The 16,953-nt window shown below is 67.6% G+C and carries 12 protein-coding genes; 6 read left to right on the forward strand and 6 right to left on the reverse strand.

Going from position 1 to position 16,953, the window contains the following annotated elements:
* Positions 1 to 38: 38 nt before the first annotated feature.
* From AC56KL_RS14715 to AC56KL_RS14725, 3 genes are all read left to right on the forward strand, one after another.
* On the forward strand, positions 39 to 1,028 hold the full coding sequence (locus AC56KL_RS14715) for an AraC family transcriptional regulator (RefSeq protein ID WP_497180902.1): 990 nt from the start codon (positions 39 to 41) through the stop codon (positions 1,026 to 1,028).
* A gap of 160 nt (positions 1,029 to 1,188) precedes the next feature.
* A complete protein-coding gene (locus AC56KL_RS14720) occupies positions 1,189 to 2,382 on the forward strand; it encodes an acyl-CoA dehydrogenase (protein WP_497180903.1) in 1,194 nt (397 codons plus the stop codon).
* 174 nt (positions 2,383 to 2,556) lie between these two features.
* Positions 2,557 to 4,716, forward strand: a complete 2,160-nt coding sequence (locus tag AC56KL_RS14725; RefSeq protein WP_497180904.1) for a putative bifunctional diguanylate cyclase/phosphodiesterase — start codon at positions 2,557 to 2,559, stop codon at positions 4,714 to 4,716.
* Between the two features lie 24 nt (positions 4,717 to 4,740).
* Here the strand turns inward: AC56KL_RS14725 and AC56KL_RS14730 are convergent, their stop codons facing one another.
* The 6 genes from AC56KL_RS14730 to AC56KL_RS14755 form a co-directional block, all read right to left on the reverse strand.
* Positions 4,741 to 5,676 carry a cupin-like domain-containing protein gene (locus tag AC56KL_RS14730; RefSeq protein ID WP_497180905.1) on the reverse strand — a complete coding sequence of 312 codons (936 nt, stop codon included), beginning with the start codon at positions 5,674 to 5,676 and terminating at the stop codon, positions 4,741 to 4,743.
* A gap of 87 nt (positions 5,677 to 5,763) precedes the next feature.
* Complete coding sequence (locus AC56KL_RS14735; RefSeq protein WP_497180906.1) at positions 5,764 to 6,663, reverse strand: SMP-30/gluconolactonase/LRE family protein; 900 nt, start codon at positions 6,661 to 6,663, stop codon at positions 5,764 to 5,766.
* A gap of 5 nt (positions 6,664 to 6,668) precedes the next feature.
* A complete protein-coding gene (locus AC56KL_RS14740; protein ID WP_497180907.1) occupies positions 6,669 to 8,093 on the reverse strand; it encodes an MFS transporter in 1,425 nt (474 codons plus the stop codon).
* An 88-nt stretch (positions 8,094 to 8,181) separates the two neighbouring features.
* Positions 8,182 to 9,762 carry an aldehyde dehydrogenase (NADP(+)) gene (locus AC56KL_RS14745; protein WP_497180908.1) on the reverse strand — a complete coding sequence of 527 codons (1,581 nt, stop codon included), beginning with the start codon at positions 9,760 to 9,762 and terminating at the stop codon, positions 8,182 to 8,184.
* Positions 9,763 to 9,765: 3 nt separating this feature from the next.
* Entirely contained in the window at positions 9,766 to 10,683 is a 918-nt protein-coding gene (gene kdgD, locus AC56KL_RS14750; RefSeq protein WP_497180909.1) for a 5-dehydro-4-deoxyglucarate dehydratase, read from the reverse strand.
* A 118-nt stretch (positions 10,684 to 10,801) separates the two neighbouring features.
* Positions 10,802 to 11,530, reverse strand: coding sequence for a FadR/GntR family transcriptional regulator (locus tag AC56KL_RS14755; protein WP_497180910.1), 729 nt, complete (start codon positions 11,528 to 11,530; stop codon positions 10,802 to 10,804).
* A 190-nt stretch (positions 11,531 to 11,720) separates the two neighbouring features.
* Here AC56KL_RS14755 and AC56KL_RS14760 point away from each other — a divergent pair, with 190 nt between their 5' ends.
* The 3 genes from AC56KL_RS14760 to AC56KL_RS14770 all read left to right on the forward strand — a co-directional run bounded on the left by AC56KL_RS14760 (position 11,721) and on the right by AC56KL_RS14770 (position 16,702).
* Positions 11,721 to 12,437 (forward strand): rhamnogalacturonan acetylesterase, encoded by a 717-nt coding sequence (locus AC56KL_RS14760; protein WP_497180911.1) that lies wholly within the window; start codon positions 11,721 to 11,723, stop codon positions 12,435 to 12,437.
* Positions 12,434 to 15,646, forward strand: coding sequence for a pectinesterase family protein (locus AC56KL_RS14765; RefSeq protein ID WP_497180912.1), 3,213 nt, complete (start codon positions 12,434 to 12,436; stop codon positions 15,644 to 15,646). Before AC56KL_RS14760 ends, AC56KL_RS14765 begins: the two co-directional genes overlap by 4 nt.
* A gap of 357 nt (positions 15,647 to 16,003) precedes the next feature.
* Positions 16,004 to 16,702, forward strand: coding sequence for a FadR/GntR family transcriptional regulator (locus AC56KL_RS14770; RefSeq protein WP_497180913.1), 699 nt, complete (start codon positions 16,004 to 16,006; stop codon positions 16,700 to 16,702).
* Positions 16,703 to 16,953 lie beyond the last annotated feature (251 nt).

The raw sequence follows: 16,953 nt of genomic DNA on the forward strand, positions 1-16,953 counted from the left end.
CGCACCTGGACTGGTGGTATCCTGCGATCGACAAGGCCATGAACTCGCCCGACCAGCTCCCCCTCCTCGCCGGCGCCCAGGCGGCCCGGCCGCCCGACAGCCCCGCCGTGCCCGCGCTGGCGCGGCTGGCGCGGCTGCTCGTGGCCAACGCGCCGCAGGACGGCTCGTTCGAGACCTGCATCCCGGGCGTGCATGCGATCCGCGCCTCGACCACCAGCGCCGAGCTGGTCCACGGCCTGCACCGCCCTGCCCTGTGCATCGTCGCGCAGGGCGCGAAGACCGTCATGCTGGGCGACGAGTCTTACGAGTACGATCCATCGCGCATGATGATCTTTTCGCTGGACTTGCCGATCGCCGCCATGATCCGCCAGGCCAGCGTGGCGGCGCCCTATCTGTCGTTCCGGCTCGACTTCGACCTGGAGCGGCTGGCGGAACTGATCCTGAAGGTGTATCCGGACGGTGTGCCGGCAGTGCACGGCGGCGATACGGCGCGGCGCGCGGTCTACGTGGCGCAGGCGGGCGAGGCGATCATCGACGCCGCGGCGCGGCTGATGGCGCTGGCCGGCCAGCCCGAGGATGCCGCCCTGCTGGCCCCGCTGGCCATCGAGGAGATCATGCTGCGCCTGCTGCGCGGTCCCTTCGGCGCGCGCCTGGCCCAGCTCGGCCGCGCCGAGTCGCACCGCATCGGCAAGGTGGTGGCGTGGATCCGCCGTCACTACGACCAGCCGATCCGCATCGGCGACATGGCCGAGCTGGCGCACATGAGCCCCTCGTCCCTGCATGAACACTTCAAGTCGCTCACGTCGATGAGCCCGCTGCAATTCCAGAAGACCTTGCGCCTGCAGGAAGCACGCCGCCTGATGCTGTCGGCCGGCATGGATGCGGGCCTGGCCTGCCAGCGTGTCGGCTATGCCAGCCCCTCGCAGTTCAGCCGCGAATATGCGCGCCATTTCGGCTCGGCCCCGACCAGGGACATGGTGCGCCTGCGCAACGCCGGCCTGGCGCATACCGTGTCGTTTACGCAATAAAGCGGATCGGCATTGCCAGCCGAGCAAAAATGAAAATGGCTGTCGCAGATTCAAAAGATGCGGCGCCGGGTCGTTCCTATAATGATCGGGCTATGGCGTGGCCCAGGGACGGGTGCGCGCCGCGTCATTGTAAGAACAACCCATCGAGACAGGAAGATCCATGAGCCATTCCGATTCGCCCCGCAAAGCCGCCTTCCACTGGGACGACCCCCTGCTGCTGAACAGCCAGCTGACCGACGAAGAGCGCATGGTGCGCGACGCCGCGGCGAGCTACTGCCAGGACAAGCTGCAGCCGCGCATCCTCGAGGCCTTCCGCCACGAGCGCATGGACACGTCGATCTTCCGCGAAATGGGCGAACTCGGCCTGCTCGGCCCGACCATTCCGGAACAGTACGGCGGCCCGGGCCTGAACTACGTCGCCTACGGCCTGATCGCGCGCGAGGTCGAGCGCGTGGACTCCGGCTACCGCTCGATGATGAGCGTGCAGTCCTCGCTGGTCATGGTGCCGATCTTTGAATTCGGCAATGAGGAAACCAAACAGAAGTACCTGCCCAAGCTGGCCACCGGCGAATGGATCGGCTGCTTCGGCCTGACCGAGCCGAACCACGGTTCCGACCCCGGTTCGATGGTGACCCGCGCCCGCAAGGTCGAGGGCGGCTATTCGCTCACCGGTTCCAAGATGTGGATCACCAATTCGCCGGTGGCCGACGTGTTCGTGGTCTGGGCCAAGGACGACGAAGGCGCGATCCGCGGCTTCGTGCTGGAAAAAGGCTGGAAGGGCCTGAGCGCACCGGCGATCCACGGCAAGTTCGGCCTGCGCGCTTCAGTCACGGGCGAGATCGTCATGGACGAAGTGTTCTGCCCGGAAGAAAACGCCTTCCCGGACGTACGCGGACTGAAGGGTCCGTTCACCTGCCTGAATTCGGCACGCTACGGCATCGCCTGGGGTGCGCTGGGCGCGGCCGAGGACTGCTGGCATACCGCGCGCCAGTATGTGCTGGACCGCAAGCAGTTCGGCAAGCCGCTCGCCGCCAACCAGCTGGTGCAGAAGAAGCTGGCCGATATGCAGACCGAGATCACCCTCGGCCTGCAGGGCTGCCTGCGCCTGGGCCGCATGAAGGACGAAGGCACGGCCGCGGTCGAGATCACCTCGATCATGAAACGCAATTCCTGCGGCAAGGCGCTCGATGTCGCCCGCACCGCACGCGACATGCTCGGCGGTAATGGCATTTCGGACGAGTTCGGCATTGTGCGCCACATGGTCAACCTCGAGGTGGTCAACACCTATGAAGGCACCCACGACATCCATGCGCTGATCCTCGGCCGCGCACAGACCGGCATCGCCGCGTTCTGATCCCCCGGGCGCGCCGCTGCCCGGCGGCGCGCTTTCCTGCAGGGTTGTGTCTTTTCTGCAATTTTCTTTTCGATTTTCAATCGTGCTTCGTAAATACATTGCACATTTGCGTTAGGATAGTTATCCAAGTCGCATAACACGACCAATCCAGTTTGGACCATCGCGAGAGGCTGCATGAGCGCCCCTGAGGGACCGCAATCACCTGCTGTCGCCGACGCGCACGTCGCGAACGCGTATGTCGCCAACGCGTATGTCGCCAACGTGCATGGTGCCGACGCGCATGTCCTGTCGCTCGAGCTGCTGCTCCAGAACCTGCCGGGTGCGGCCTACCGTTGCCGCAACGACGGCAAGTGGACGATGGAATTCGTCAGCGCCGGCGTCGAACAGCTCACCGGCCATCCTCCCGCCGCCTTCCTGGCGCGGCCCGGCATCAGCTTCGCCAGCCTGATCCTTCCCGAAGACCGGCCCCTGGTCGAAAACCGTATCGCCACGGCCCTGCAGCAGGGACTGAGCTTCCAGCTGACCTACCGCATCCGCTGCGCGAACGGCGCGCTGAAATGGATCTACGAACAGGGCGCTGCGCCGCCGTCGGGCGGCGGCCGGGTGCTGGAAGGCTTCCTGTTCGACTACACCCGGCTGCACGACGCCGACCTGCTGGCGCAGGAGCAGGCCTCCTACCTGCAGCAGGCGCGCGACGCCATCATTGCGATGGACCTGCATTCGCGCATCACCTACTGGAACAACGGCGCCGAACGGCTCTACGGCTGGAGCGCCGCCGAGGCACGCGGAAAGCGCTTCTGCGAACTGCTGTGCGAGAGCCTGCCGGCCTACGAGGCCGCCTACCAAACCACGCTCGCCAAGGGCGAGTGGAGCGGCGAGCTGTCGCACCTGCGGCGCGACGGCGTCTCCATCGAGATCGACACCCGCTGGACGCTGCTGGCGCCCGACCGGGAAAGCGGCGCACCGCAGAAGATCCTGGTCATCAGCACCGACATCAGCGAACGCAAGCACCACGAGGCCAGGATCTACCGCCTTGCCTTCTTCGATCCGCTCACCGACCTGCCGAACCGCGCCAGCCTGCTCGACCACCTGCGCCGCGCCCTGCTGGGCAGCGCGCGTACGCGCAAGTTCGGCGCCCTGATGTTCTGCGACCTCGACAACTTCAAGTACCTGAACGATTCCCAGGGCCATGCGGCGGGCGACATGCTGCTCCAGGCCGTGGCGCGCCGCCTCGAACACTGCGTGCGCGAAGCCGACATGGTGGCGCGCCTGGGCGGCGACGAATTCGTGATCCTGATTCAGCCGGTGGAAGATACGCGCGAAGGGGCGGCGGCCCAGGCCGAAACGGTGGCGGCCAAGGTGGTGGCCGCGATGGCGGCGCCGTTCCAGCTGGCCGAGATGATGTATGCGGTCTCGGTCAGCGTCGGGGTGGCCACGCTGTGCGGCACCGTGGATACGGTCGAATCTGCGCTGCGGCAGGCCGACGCCGCGATGTACCAGGCCAAGGCCTGCGGACGCAACACCTACCGTTTCCACGACCCCGACGTGCAGGCCGCATGGTCGGCCCGGGCCGAGCTGGAACGGGCGCTGCGGCGCGCCCTGCGCGAGGGCGAATTCGTGCTGCACTACCAGCCGCAGCTGGATCGCAGCAGCCGCGTGATCGGCGCCGAAGCGCTGCTGCGCTGGCGCCTTCCGGACGGCCGCCTGCTGTATCCGGCGGAATTCATCCAGGCTGCCGAGGACAGCGGCCAGATCATCGATATCGGGCGCTGGGTATTGCGCACCGCCTGCGCCGAACTGGCGCGCTGGCAGCGCTTTCCCGACACGGCCGCGCTGACGATGTCGGTCAACGTCAGCGCCAGCCAGTTCATCGAGCCGGACTTCGTGCCGATGCTGCACGGCCTGTTCGAGGAAACGGGGGTGCAGCCGTCCAGCCTCAAGCTCGAACTGACCGAAAGCCTGGTGGTGCGCGACTTTGCCCAGACCGCCCACACGATGGGCATGCTCAAGCGGCGCGGCATCAGTTTTTCGCTGGACGACTTCGGCACCGGCTATTCGTCGCTGGCCTACCTGCGCAAGCTGCCGCTCGACCAGCTCAAGATCGACGGGTCATTCATGCGCGACGTCCTCACCGACCAGAACGATGCTTCCATCGTGCGCTCGATCATCGCGCTGGGCGACAGCCTGGGGCTGCAGGTGATTGCCGAAGGCGTGGAGACGCCGGGCCAGCGCCAGTTCCTGTCGGACGCCGGCTGCTTCATCTACCAGGGCTTCCTGTACCAGCGCGCGCTGAGCGCCGAGCATTTCACCCAGTACGCGCGGATGATGCACTAGACCAGTAGTCGAGATTCAGCGCGTTTACCTCGGGGGGAGGTTATCCACGCTTGGTACTGGCGGATTGTCGTGCAGCGCCAGCGGGATCCCGCGCGCCCAGCGGTTCGACGACAGCGAGAAACTCAGCGCCCGCACCTGGTGGTACCAGCCGGCCGGCACGTACAGCAGCTCGCCCGGCCGGACGATGCACTCGACCAGGTTCGCCTCGCGCGCCAGCGGGAAGCGCCCGAAGTCCGGCGCCTCCGGGTCGACCGGAGAGGCGAACAGCACCGGGTTGGCCTCGCGCACGTAGAGGAATTCGTCATGATGGGGCGGCGCCAGGAAGATGCGCTTGGTACCCCAGATCTGGGCGAAGATGTTGTCGTCGAAGTCGCAATGCAGCGGCGTCACCGTGCCGGTGGGCCCGAGCCAGAAACGCGGCGGGCCCATCTTGCGGAAGTAGCTTGGCCAGTGGCACAGGCTGTTCAGCTCGCGCAGTTCGAGATTGCCGACGTAGGGCGGCGGCAAGCTGCCGCTGCCGCAGGCCACCAGGTCCAGGTAGTCGCGCATCGACATGTCCTGCATCGGGCGGTCGGCGCGGAAGGCATTGTTGATGTAGTCGCCGGTGCGGGCGCGCACCCGCAGCGCGCTGTAGCGGTCGCTCAGCACCTGGGGGGAGAGGCCGCACAGCGGCCAGCGCGCGACCAGCCCGGTCATCAGGAAAGGCAGTCCCTGCACGGCGCGTGCATGGAAGGCCGCGGCATTCAGGGGACCGGTACGCGCGACTTCGGCTAGCGCAGGGAGTGCGCGCGCCGCGCGCCTGATGGCATCGCGCATGGCGGGAATCGAGGCGACGCCGCGCACGGCCGCGTCGCGTTCTTCCTGCACCTGGCGGCGGGCGGCTTCCTCTTCAGGCGTAGCCGCCAGGGTCGGCAGCGGGGGCAGCCGCAGCTTGATCAGATCATTACCGTTACCAGACATCTTCGAACCGTTCACGAAATCGCAAACAGCTTAATACCTTGCAGCCGAAAAGTCGATCTCGTAGGGTGGTCGGCTTCGCCGACCACCCTACGCCCGGCAGGCGCCGAACGGGGTTTCGGCAATTCCCTGCACGCCCGGGCGCAGCAGCAGCACCGCGCCGGCCGCGCCGCCCGTGCCCGGGTCGATCGAGGTCACCAGCAGGGTGTCGAGCCGCGGACCGCCGAAGGCGCACATCGAGGGCTTGGCCATCGGCAGGGCGATCTCGCGGTCCAGCCGTCCGTCCGGGGTGAAGCGCTGCACCACGCCGCCATCGTTGGCGCAGGTCCAGTAGCAGCCGTCGGCGTCGACCGCGGCGCCGTCCGGGCGGCCCTTCTGACCGTTCAGGTCGAGGAAGACGCGCTGGCCGTGCGGGATGCCGGTGTCGACGTCGTAGTCGAAGGCCCATACCATGCGGCGCTGCGGGTGCGAATCCGACAGGTACATGGTGCGGCCGTCGGGCGACCAGGCCAGGCCGTTCTGGGTCAGCATGTCGCGCACCACCGGGCCATGCAGGCCGCCGTCCAGGCTGTAGCGATACAGGCCGCCGACCGCGCGCGCCGCGCCCATGTCCATGAACATGGTGCCGCTCCAGAAGCGGCCCTGGCGGTCGCAGCGGCCGTCGTTGAAACGCATGCCTTCGCCCAGTTCGGCGCCGGGCGGGGTCGCAAGGCGCGTGGCCTCGAGTTTGCCAGGCTCGTTGCCGTCCTCGCCCAGCACCAGCCGGAAGATGCCGGTTTCCATGCCGGCCACCAGGCTGCCGTCGGCGGCGCCGGCCACGCAGGCCACCATTTCCGGTGCCTCCCAGTGGCGCACCGCGCCGCTCGCGTGGTCGAGGCGCCAGACGCGGCGCGCCGGAATATCGACCCAGTACCAGGCTTCCTCGGCGGCGTTCCAGGTCGGGCTTTCGCCGGTGGCGCAGTGCACGCCCTCGATAGGTGTGATCTCCATGGCCGTCACAGGTCGGTGATCTCGCGGTGGGACGGCACCAGGGCCTTCATCACCAGCCAGGCGACGATGTAGGCCAGCGCGCAGATCGAGAACATGATCAGGTAGCCGGTCTCGAGGTGGCCCTGGGCGCCGTAATGGTCGAACAGCCAGCCGCCGAGCTTGGTGAGCAGCACGCCGCCCATGCCGCCGGCCATGCCGCCGATGCCGACCACCGAACCGACGCTGTGTTTCGGGAACATGTCCGACACGGTGGTGAACAGGTTGGCCGACCAGGCCTGGTGCGCCGAGGCGCCGATGCCGATCAGGATCACCGGAATCCAGAAGCCGAGGTAGCCGAGCGGCTGGGCCAGGAGCACGACCAGCGGGAACAGGGCGATGGTGAACATGGCGCGCATGCGGCCCTGGTAGATGCTGTGGCCGCGGTCGATGAACCAGGTCGGCAGCCAGCCGCCGCCGATACTGCCCACCATCGTCATGCTGTACAGGACCGCCAGCGGCACGACCATCTCCGGACCGGTCAGGCCGTACTGCGCCGACATGTACTTCGGCAGCCAGAACAGGAAGAACCACCAGACGCCGTCGGTCATGAACTTGCCGAAGGCGAAGGCCCAGGTCTGGCGGTAGCCGAGCAGCTTGAACCAGGAAGCTTTCGGCTTGTCCGCGGCAGCGGCCGGGTTGGCGTCCGCGGGGGCGCTGTCGCTGTTGATGTAGGCCAGCTCGCCTGCGCTGAGGCGCTTCTGGCGATCGGGCGTGTCGTACAGCCAGATCCAGATACCCATCCACAGGAAACCGATGGCGCCGACCACGATGAAGGCGGCCTGCCAGCCCCAGTATTCAGCCATCAGCGGCACCGTCAAGGGCGCCAGGATCGCGCCGACGTTGGCGCCGGAATTGAAGATGCCGGTGGCGAAGGAGCGCTCGCGCTTGGGGAAGTATTCGGCGGTGGCCTTGATCGCCGCCGGGAAGTTCCCTGCTTCGCCGATCGCCAGCACCGCGCGCCCGACCATGAAGCCCACGATCGAGACCGGCACAGCGGCCAGGCCGAGGGTGGTGAAGACGCTGTTGACGGCGGTGCCGATGCCGATCGCATAGGCGTGCGCGATGGCGCCGATCGACCAGACCACAATGGCGAGGACGAAGGCGCGCTTGGTGCCCAGGCGGTCGATCACGCGGCCGGCGAACAGCATCGAGATGGCGTACACGAACTGGAAGACCGCCGTGATGTTGGCGTAGTCAGTGTTAGACCAGCCGAATTCCTTGGTAAGGAGCGGCGCGAGCAGGCTCAGGACCTGGCGGTCGAGGTAGTTGATGGTGGTGGCGAAGAACAGCAGGGCGCAGATCGTCCAGCGATACTTGCCTACCGTCGAAGCGAGTTGCGGGGCCTGCCCGGCGCCCTGCTTCGCATTGGCGCTCATGACTTGCTGATTCATGGGATCAGTTCTTTTCAAACGAAACAGCCGGTGTCTCCTCCGGCTGGTACATCGATCGGCAAATGGGGGCACTTGCGTGCCCCCGGCTTTACTGTGCGAGTTTCAGGTCGCCGTCCAGCACGCGCGCCAGGCGCAGTGGATTGTCGTCGCGAAGCGCCTCCGGCAGCAAGCCCTCCGGCACGTTCTGGTAGCAGACCGGACGCAGGAACCGGTCGATCGCGCTCGCGCCCACCGAGGTGCTGCGGCTGTCGCTGGTGGCCGGGAACGGACCGCCGTGGACCATCGCGTGCGACACTTCGACGCCGGTCGGGAACCCGTTGAACAGCACACGGCCCGCCTTGCGTTCCAGTACCGGCAGCAGCTTTGCCGCCAGTGGATGGTCGGCCGGCTTGACGTGCACGGTCGCGGTCAGCTGGCCGTGCAACTGCTCGGCGGCCTGCAGCATCTTCTCGGCGCTGTCGAAACGCACCACCAGTGCCGCCGGCCCGAAGATCTCGTCCTGCAGTTCCGGGTTGCCGATGAAGTCCGCAGCGTCGACCTCGTACAGTGCGGCTTGCGCGGCGCAGCCGGTGCCCTCGGTACTGCCCTGGGCGACCAGGCGCAGGCCCTTGGCGGCGCCGAAGCGTGCGATGCCGCTGTTGTAGGCCTCGTGGATGCCGGCGGTGAGCATGGTGCCCGCGCCCTTGGCTCCCAGCGCGGCGGTAGCCGCTGCAACGAAGGTGTCCAGTGCCGGGCCATTCACGGCAAACACCAGGCCGGGATTGGTGCAGAACTGGCCGACGCCCAGCGTCAGCGAATCGACGAAGCCGTTCGCAAGTAGCGAGCCGCCCTCTTCCAGCGCGGCCGGCAGCAGGAACACCGGGTTCACGCTGCTCATCTCGGCGTAGACCGGGATCGGCTCGGGACGTGCGGCCGCGGTGCGCATCAGCGCGGTGCCGCCGCCACGCGAACCGGTGAAGCCGACCGCCTTGATGGCCGGGTGGCCGACCAGCTGCTGGCCGATGGTACGGCCGTCGCCGAAGACCATGGAGAACACGCCTTCCGGCATGCCGCATTCGATCGCGGCGCGCTGGACGGCGCGGCCGACCAGTTCCGAGGTGCCGAGGTGGGCGCCATGGGCTTTCACGATAACCGGGCAGCCTGCGGCCAGCGCCGAGGCGGTGTCGCCGCCCGCGACCGAGAAGGCCAGCGGGAAGTTACTGGCGCCGAACACCACGACCGGGCCGAGACCGATCCTGGCCAGACGCAGGTCGGGACGCGGCGGCGTGCGTTCCGGCAGCGCGCTGTCGATCGTCGCGCCGATAAAGCGGCCGTCGCGCACCACTTTCGCGAACAGGCGCAGCTGGTTCACGGTGCGCATGCGCTCGCCTTCCAGGCGGGCTTGCGGCAGGCCGGTTTCCTGCTGGGCGCGTTCGATCAGTGCCGAATCGATGGCCAGAATCTGTTCGGCCACCGCCTCCAGGAAGCGCGCGCGCTGCTCCAGCGGGAGGGCACGGTAGGGATCGAAGGCCGCGTCCGCCAATTCGCAGGCACGCTCGACGTCGGTGCTCGACGCCTGGCCGAAGGCCGGCTCGATCTCGGCGCGGGTAGACGGGTTGTAGGCGCGCTGCTCGCCCGCGTTGCCGCGGACCAGCTGGCTGCCGATGATCATTTCACCAGTGATCGTCATGGCTTACACCGGGTTCTTCTGCTTCTGGATCAGGGCCAGCAGCATCTGGTCTTCTTCCGCGGTCAGGTCGGTCAGCGGCGGACGCACCGGACCGGCGCCATGGCCGACCAGGCGGGCGCCGGCCTTGACGATGCTGACGGCGTAGCCGCCCTTGCGGTTGCGGATCTCCAGGTAAGGCAGGAAGAACTCGTCGATCAGGCGGTTGGTGGTGGCGGTGTCGCCGGCGGCCGTGGCGTGGTAGAAGTCCATCGCCAGCTGCGGCACGAAGTTGAACACGGCCGAGGAGTACACCGGGGTGCCGAGGGCCTTGTAGGCGCCGGCATAGACTTCCGCGGTCGGCAGGCCGCCCAGGTAGCTGAAACGGTCGCCCATCTTGCGCCAGATCGCGACCATCAGTTCGATGTCGCCGATACCGTCCTTGAAGCCGATCAGGTTCGGGTTGCGGTCGGCCAGCTTGGCCAGCGAGTCCGGGGTCAGGCGGCAGGCGGCACGGTTGTACACCACGACGCCGATCTTCACGGAGCGGCATACCGCTTCGACGTGGGCGATCAGGCCGTCCTGGTTCGATTCGGTCAGGTAGTGCGGCAGCAGCAGCAGGCCCTGGGCGCCCTGGCGCTCGGCTTCCTGTGCGTGGGCGATGGCGGCGCGGGTCGGACCGCCGCAGCCTGCCAGGATCGCGACCCCGGTGCCGGCGCAGGTGTCGACCGCGGTCTTGACGATCTGGCCGTATTCCTCGCCGTGCAGCGAGAAGTACTCACCGGTGCCGCCGGCGGCGAACAGCGCGGTCGCGCCGTACGGCGCCAGCCATTCGAGACGCTTCTGGTAGCCGGCCTTGTCGAACTCGAGTTCGGCGGTGAAGTCGGTGATCGGGAAGGACAGCAGGCCGTGCGACAGGACTTTTTGTAGTTCGAGTGCTTGCATTACAGGGTCTCCAGGACAAGTGATGGTATGAGTGCGCGTACGCGCCATATTCGGCGCTAAGTTGTATGTCATCGTACAACTGAACTGATGACCCCGCAAGTGGAAACTATGAATTTTTTTAATTCACCATCGACTCGATCCGGCGCTGCGCCTGCACCAGCCGTTCGCGGCTGTTGGACAGGTGGGTGCGCATGGCCGCGCGCGCGGCCTCCGGGTCGCGGCGCTCGATGGCGCGGAAGATATCGTCGTGCTCGCGGCTGACGCGTTCGTTGAAATTGGCCGGCTTGTCCTGCTCCAGCTCCACCGTGTTCAGGCGCGCACGGGGGATGATGGCATTGCCGAGCTGGGTCAGGATGTCTTCGAAATAGCGGTTACCGGTGGCCTGCGCGATGAGCAGGTGGAAGCGTTTGTCGGCCTCCACCGCCGACCTGCCGACCGCCATCGCCCCGTGCATCTCGGCCAGTGCCGCGCCCAGCTCCAGCACCTGCTCTTCGCTGCGGCGCACTGCCGCCAGGCCTGCCGTTTCGGTCTCGACGCCGATGCGCAGCTCCAGGATCGACAGCACGTCGCGCAGGGTGAGGATGCTTTCGGCATCGATTCCCAGGCCGGACTGCGGGCGTTCCAGCACGAAGGTGCCGATGCCGTGGCGCGTCTGCACCAGGCCCGAGGCCTGCAGGTGCGAGATCGCTTCGCGCACCACGGTGCGGCTCACGCCGTGCCGGGCCATCATCGACGATTCGGTCGGCAGCTTCTCGCCGGGCTTGAGCAATCCCTGGCGGATGCTGCTGCTGATCTGTTCGACGACGCCCTGGGCGAGGTTGCGGGGCTTGCGCTGCGTGGGGATCATGGAATAAAGGGGCCGATACGCGATAAGCGAATTATATATCAAGACTAGTTGTATGATGTCTTATGACAAGACCTCTTCCTTACTTGTCTTTTTTTCGCACCATTCAGTATGTTGCGCATTTCCGGCCTGACCGCTTGATAAATTGGTCAGGCCAAAATAGAATCTGGCGAACCCCCTTAGGAGCCTGTCCATGCCACGTCTCGTCCCTTCCCTCGCCAGCGCGCTTCCCCTGCTGTTCGCCATCCAGGCCCATGCCGCCCCGCTGCCCGACCGCGTGATCCTGGTGGGCGACTCCACCATGGCCAGCACCACCGGCTATGGCGACGCCCTGTGCGCGCGCTTTACGCCGGAGACAGCCTGCCACAACCTGGCGCGCGGCGGCCGCAGCTCGGGGAGCTTCCGCGCCGAAAAGCGCTGGGACGAGGTGATGGACCTGCTGCGCAAGGGCGAAGGCTTTCGCAAGACCTATGTACTGATCCAGTTCGGCCACAACGACCAGCCGGGCAAGCCGGGACGCTCCACCGACTACGTGACCGAATTCCCGGCCAACATGCAGCGCTACGTGGACGAAACTCGCGCCCTGGGCGGCGTGCCGGTGCTGGTGACGCCGCTCACGCGCCGCAGCTTCAAGGGCGGCTACGTGCACAACGACCTGGCGCCCTGGGCCGGCGCGGTGCGCGACCTCGCCCGCAAGTCGAAGACGCCGCTGGTCGACCTGAACGCGCTGTCGCTGGCCGCGGTCCAGGCCATGGGGCCGCGGGAAGCCGACAAGCTGGCGCGCACGGGCGACAACTTCGACTACACCCATGTCGGCCCGCTCGGCGCGGAGCGCTTTTCCGGCATCATGGCAAATGAACTTGCGCGCAGGGTGCCGGCGCTGTCCGTATCCATGCGGGGCGCCCGGTGAAGGCGCCATTCGCCCTGCTGGCCCTGGCGGCGGCCGGCGCCGTGGCCGCACCGGTGACGCCGCCCCCGTTCCGGCCGGCGACGACGTCCACCCCAATCCCCACGGCCGAGCGCCAGCATGCGCCCTTCGACGGCTGGGCCGCGCAGGAAGGCGGCACCCGCGGCGGCGCCCTGGCCAGCCCGGCCCATGTCTACACAGTGCGCGACCGCGCCCAGCTGGCGGCGGCCCTGGATGCGCCGGCGCCGGCGCGCATCGTGCGCGTGGCGGCGGCGATCGACATGAGCGAAGGCCGTGCCTACAGCAACAGCCAGGACCAGGCCAGGCGCGGCACGCTGCGCATTCCGTCGAACACCACGCTGATCGGGGTAGCGCCCGGCGCCGGTTTCATCAATGGCTCGCTGGCGGTGGCCAATGTTTCGCAGGTGGTCATCCGCAACCTCGCGCTGCGCAATCCCTGCGACGTCAGTCCGCGCTGGGATCCGCAGGATGGCAAGGGCAACTGGAATTCGCTGTTCGACGCGATCACGGTCTCGAACGCGCGCCACGTCTGGATCGACCACAACAGCTTCACCGACGCCCCGGGCACGGATGACAAGCAGCTGGTCGAGAACGGCAAGCTGAAGCAGTGCCACGACGGTGCGCTCGACATCAACCAGGCATCGGACTTCGTCAGCGTCACCTACAACCATTTCGCGCTCCACGAAAAGAACCTCCTGATCGGCTCGAGCGATCGCGCCCTGGGGGACCAGGGCCACCTGCGCGTCACGCTCAAGGGCAACCTGTTCGAGCACGTCGCCGAGCGCGCCCCGCGGGTGCGCTATGGCCACGTCCACCTGCTGAACAACTACTACGTCGGCGACCGCAAGCATCCCACTTACGGTCACGGCTACAGCGTCGGCGTCGCCCACGCCTCGCGCATCATTTCGGATGCCAATGCCTTCGATATCGCCGGGGCCACGGCCTGCAGGCAGGTGGTGCGCGATCCGGGTTCGAGCCCGGGCATCTTCAGCGACACGGGCTCGCTCCTGAACGGCGCGGCGCTGGCGGATTGCCCCCACGGGGGCGACGCCGGCTGGCGCGCGCCCTACGGCTTCACCGCCCTGCCGGCTGCCGAGGTGGCGCGCCACGTGCGCGAGAACGCCGGCCCGCGCCCCCTGCAGGCAGGTGCGGACGGCTATGCCGAGGCGCGCTTCGTCCCGGTCCCGGGCAGTCCCTTCCTGCTGCGCGCGCGCCAGGACGCGAATGGCGACTGGCAAGGCGCCAGCCTGCAGCTCAGCGAAGACCGCAAGGTATGGGTGGTGGAACTGCTGGAATCGCGCGGCGGCGAGGTCAAGCGCATCAAGCAGGTGCGCCGCAATGCGGGGCTGGCGGGCATGCCGGTGGTGCTGCGCCATGCGGCCGAACCGGGGGCGCAGGGCAACCTGCTGAACGTCTCGGTGGACGGTGACCGCGCCACCTGGCTGGTGGCGCCTCCCTTCCCTGCCGTACAGCCGGTCAGCTGGGATGCCGGCGCAAACACGCTGCTCGACCTGCGCGGCGGCCCGGCCGGCACGCCGCCGGGGCGCGTGACCGTGCACGTGGGCGCCGACCGGATTGCGCTGCAGGCCGGCGACGCGCCTGAAACCGTCCGGGTCGGGGTCGACGGCGCCGGAAATGCGCGCATTGCCGCCGTCTCCGCCGATCCGCGCATTGTCAAGGCCGAAGCGGCCGAAGCGGCCGATGCGGCCGGCGGCGCCCTGCGCCTGGCCGCGCTCGCGGCAGGCAGCACCACGGTGACGGTGCGCAGCCTGGACGATCCGTGGGCGCAAGCCGTGTTCACGGTGGACGTGGGCGCGCCCTTCTCCGCGCCGGGACGCACTACCCTGCCCGCTTCCGCCACCGCCCATCCGGCCAATGGCGAGCGCGGGGTGCCGCCCGATACGCCGCTGCGCCTGGTCTTCGCCGAAGCGCCGGTGCTTACCGGGGAAGGCAGCGTGCGCGTCTACCGCAAGCGCGACCGGGTCCTGGTCGCGGTCATCCGCCCAGGCGAAACCATCATTGCGCTGGCCCCGCAGGGACGCCAGCGCCTGCTGCGCCACCATGCGGTCACCGTGCAGGACAAGGAACTGCGCGTGCGGATGCCGGTGGCACTGGAGCGCGGTATCGAGTACGAAGCGCTTGTCGACGCACGCCTGGTGCGCGTGCCGGGCTTCCAGGGAGCGCGCTGGTCCTTCCGCACCACGCCCTATGGGCCGGTAGGCGACAGCGTGAGCGTGGACACGACCGGGCGCAGCGACTTCCGCACCGTGCAGGGCGCGCTCGACCATGCCATGTCGCTGCCGCGCGACAAGGCGGTCACGGTCAACGTGCGCGACGGCGTCTATCCGGAGCTGCTCTACCTGGTCGACAAGGACAATGTCACCCTGCGCGGCCAGAGCCGCCAGGCGACCATCATCCGCGCCGCCAACAGCGAGACCCGCAATCCGGGTTCGGGCAGCGGGCAGCCCGAGGGCAGCGCGGGCATCGACGGCGGCCGCGCCCAGTTCCTGGCGCAGGACGTCGACCTGCTGGAGATCCGCGACATCGCCCTGCACAACAGCACCCGCCGCAGCGACGGACACTCGGCCCAGGCCGAAACGATCTTCTTCCGAAGCGAGAACGGCCGCCTGGTCGCGCGCAACGCGCACTTCTCCAGCGAGCAGGACACGCTGCAGCTGCATGGCTACGCCTGGTTCTACAAGTCGCTCATCGAAGGCAATGTCGATTTCGTCTGGGGGAACAACCGCGCCGCCCTGTTCGAGGAGAGCGAACTGCGCACCGTCGGCGACAGCGCCAATCCGCACAGCGGCGGCTACATCGTGCAGGCACGCACCGTGGGCAAGGATGACCCGGGCTTCGTCTTCCTGCGTTCGCGCCTGACGCGCGGCCCCGGACCGGCCGGCAACCTGCCGCCCGACGGCGCGACCTACTTCGCACGCTCGCCGGGTACCGCCAATACCTGGGACAACGTGGCCTTCATCGAGAGCAGCGTCGGCCCGCACATCGCGCTTGACGCCTGGTACCGCAAGCCGGCGCCGAACCCGCTGGTCGGCGGCTGGCGCGAATACGGCAACCGCCTCGAGGACGGGCAGCCGCGCAGCTTTGGCGGCATGCAGATGGACCGGGCGCAGGCCGAGCGCCTGTCGACCCGCGCCATGGTGTTCGCCGGCCGCGGCTGGAATCCGCAGTAATGGTGCGCCCTTGACCCGGTGCGCATAAAGCGCCTCGAGATAGCGGTGCGCCAGGCAGACTCGCCTGAGCAGGTCTGGCTGACCGGCAAGCTCTTCAAGAACAAGGAGCCGGTCAGCGCCCCTAGCCTGCTGGCCCGTATCGGCGGAGCGGCTACGGTCAAGGTCGGTGACAGCGACCGGGCATTCAGCCTGTCGATGACGGTATCACCCTGCTCCTGACCGGTCCAGGGCTGAGAACGGCGACAGCACTACCACAGTGTTGACATATAATTGGTTGGTCCACTTGCAACATGACGCACACCAAACTAAGATTCGCTGTTTGGCACCGGCCAACCCATTACCACGACGGACCCTTTGATGAAGAAAACCGCTGCGCTGAACGACAACAGCGTCAACGAGCCACGGCTGTACCGGGTGGTGTCGGCCAGGATCGAGGAGCTGATCCGCGCCGAGAACATCCGCCCGGGCGAGCGCTTGCCGGCCGAACGCGAACTGGCCACCAAGCTGGGCGTCAGCCGCACCTCGCTGCGCGAGGCCCTGATCGCCCTCGAACTGGGCGGCACGGTCGAAGTGCGCGGCGGCTCGGGGGTCTACGTGAGTGAACAGGCCAAGCCGCAGGCCGAAGTGCCGACCGCCGGCCCGGGTCCGTTCGAAGTACTGGCGGCGCGCCGGCTGATCGAAGTCGAAGTGGCGGCGCTGGCCGCCAAGCATGCCAGCGATTCCGCCATCGACGCCATCCTGCGCGCGGTCGAAGAGATGGAGCAGCACCACGAAGAGCGCAGCGGCAATGAGTCGGCCGACCGCAACTTCCACCTGGCGATCGCGCGCGCCACCGGCAACAGCGCCATGGTGGGCGTGATCGAGTACCTGTGGAGCCAGCGCGGCTCGCTGTGGCACAAGCTGAAAGAGCATTTCCAGACCGAGGAGCTGCGCCAGCAGACCCTGATCGACCACCGCAACATCTTCGCCGCCATCGCCTCGCACGACGTGGCCGGCGCCCGCACCGCCATGCGCGCCCACCTCGACCGCGTCACGCGCACCTTCTCGCGCGGCTGACCCCCGTCTGTCCGGGACCGTTCCGGTCCCGGCCTCGCTGCCTTCCCCTCCCCCGCAACAGCAGTGTGCATTGTCATTTCCTGAACATTGGCTCGATGCCAATTGGTCCAACCACTTCAATTGTATTTACAGGCCAGAAATTAAGTGGCATGTCCAGATTGCGAAAGCGGCCAGACCAAAGTAGAATCGCCTTCAGCCCAATCACCCGATGAATATCCTTCATGGCGCCGCTGAATGAGCCGGCTGCCGCG

It is taken from the genome of Telluria sp. ZB4P34, assembly GCF_059686055.1.

What these genes read in the sequence shown, in the direction of transcription:
- kdgD (WP_497180909.1), bottom strand. Translation starts at nt 10,683, where the DNA reads ATGCAAGCACTCGAACTACAAAAAGTCCTGTCGCACGGCCTGCTGTCC.
- AC56KL_RS14715 (WP_497180902.1), top strand. Translation starts at nt 39, where the DNA reads ATGAACTCGCCCGACCAGCTCCCCCTCCTCGCCGGCGCCCAGGCGGCC.
- AC56KL_RS14745 (WP_497180908.1), bottom strand. Translation starts at nt 9,762, where the DNA reads ATGACGATCACTGGTGAAATGATCATCGGCAGCCAGCTGGTCCGCGGC.
- AC56KL_RS14740 (WP_497180907.1), bottom strand. Translation starts at nt 8,093, where the DNA reads ATGAATCAGCAAGTCATGAGCGCCAATGCGAAGCAGGGCGCCGGGCAG.
- AC56KL_RS14760 (WP_497180911.1), top strand. Translation starts at nt 11,721, where the DNA reads ATGCCACGTCTCGTCCCTTCCCTCGCCAGCGCGCTTCCCCTGCTGTTC.
- AC56KL_RS14770 (WP_497180913.1), top strand. Translation starts at nt 16,004, where the DNA reads ATGAAGAAAACCGCTGCGCTGAACGACAACAGCGTCAACGAGCCACGG.
- AC56KL_RS14730 (WP_497180905.1), bottom strand. Translation starts at nt 5,676, where the DNA reads ATGTCTGGTAACGGTAATGATCTGATCAAGCTGCGGCTGCCCCCGCTG.
- AC56KL_RS14720 (WP_497180903.1), top strand. Translation starts at nt 1,189, where the DNA reads ATGAGCCATTCCGATTCGCCCCGCAAAGCCGCCTTCCACTGGGACGAC.
- AC56KL_RS14755 (WP_497180910.1), bottom strand. Translation starts at nt 11,530, where the DNA reads ATGATCCCCACGCAGCGCAAGCCCCGCAACCTCGCCCAGGGCGTCGTC.
- AC56KL_RS14735 (WP_497180906.1), bottom strand. Translation starts at nt 6,663, where the DNA reads ATGGAGATCACACCTATCGAGGGCGTGCACTGCGCCACCGGCGAAAGC.
- AC56KL_RS14725 (WP_497180904.1), top strand. Translation starts at nt 2,557, where the DNA reads ATGAGCGCCCCTGAGGGACCGCAATCACCTGCTGTCGCCGACGCGCAC.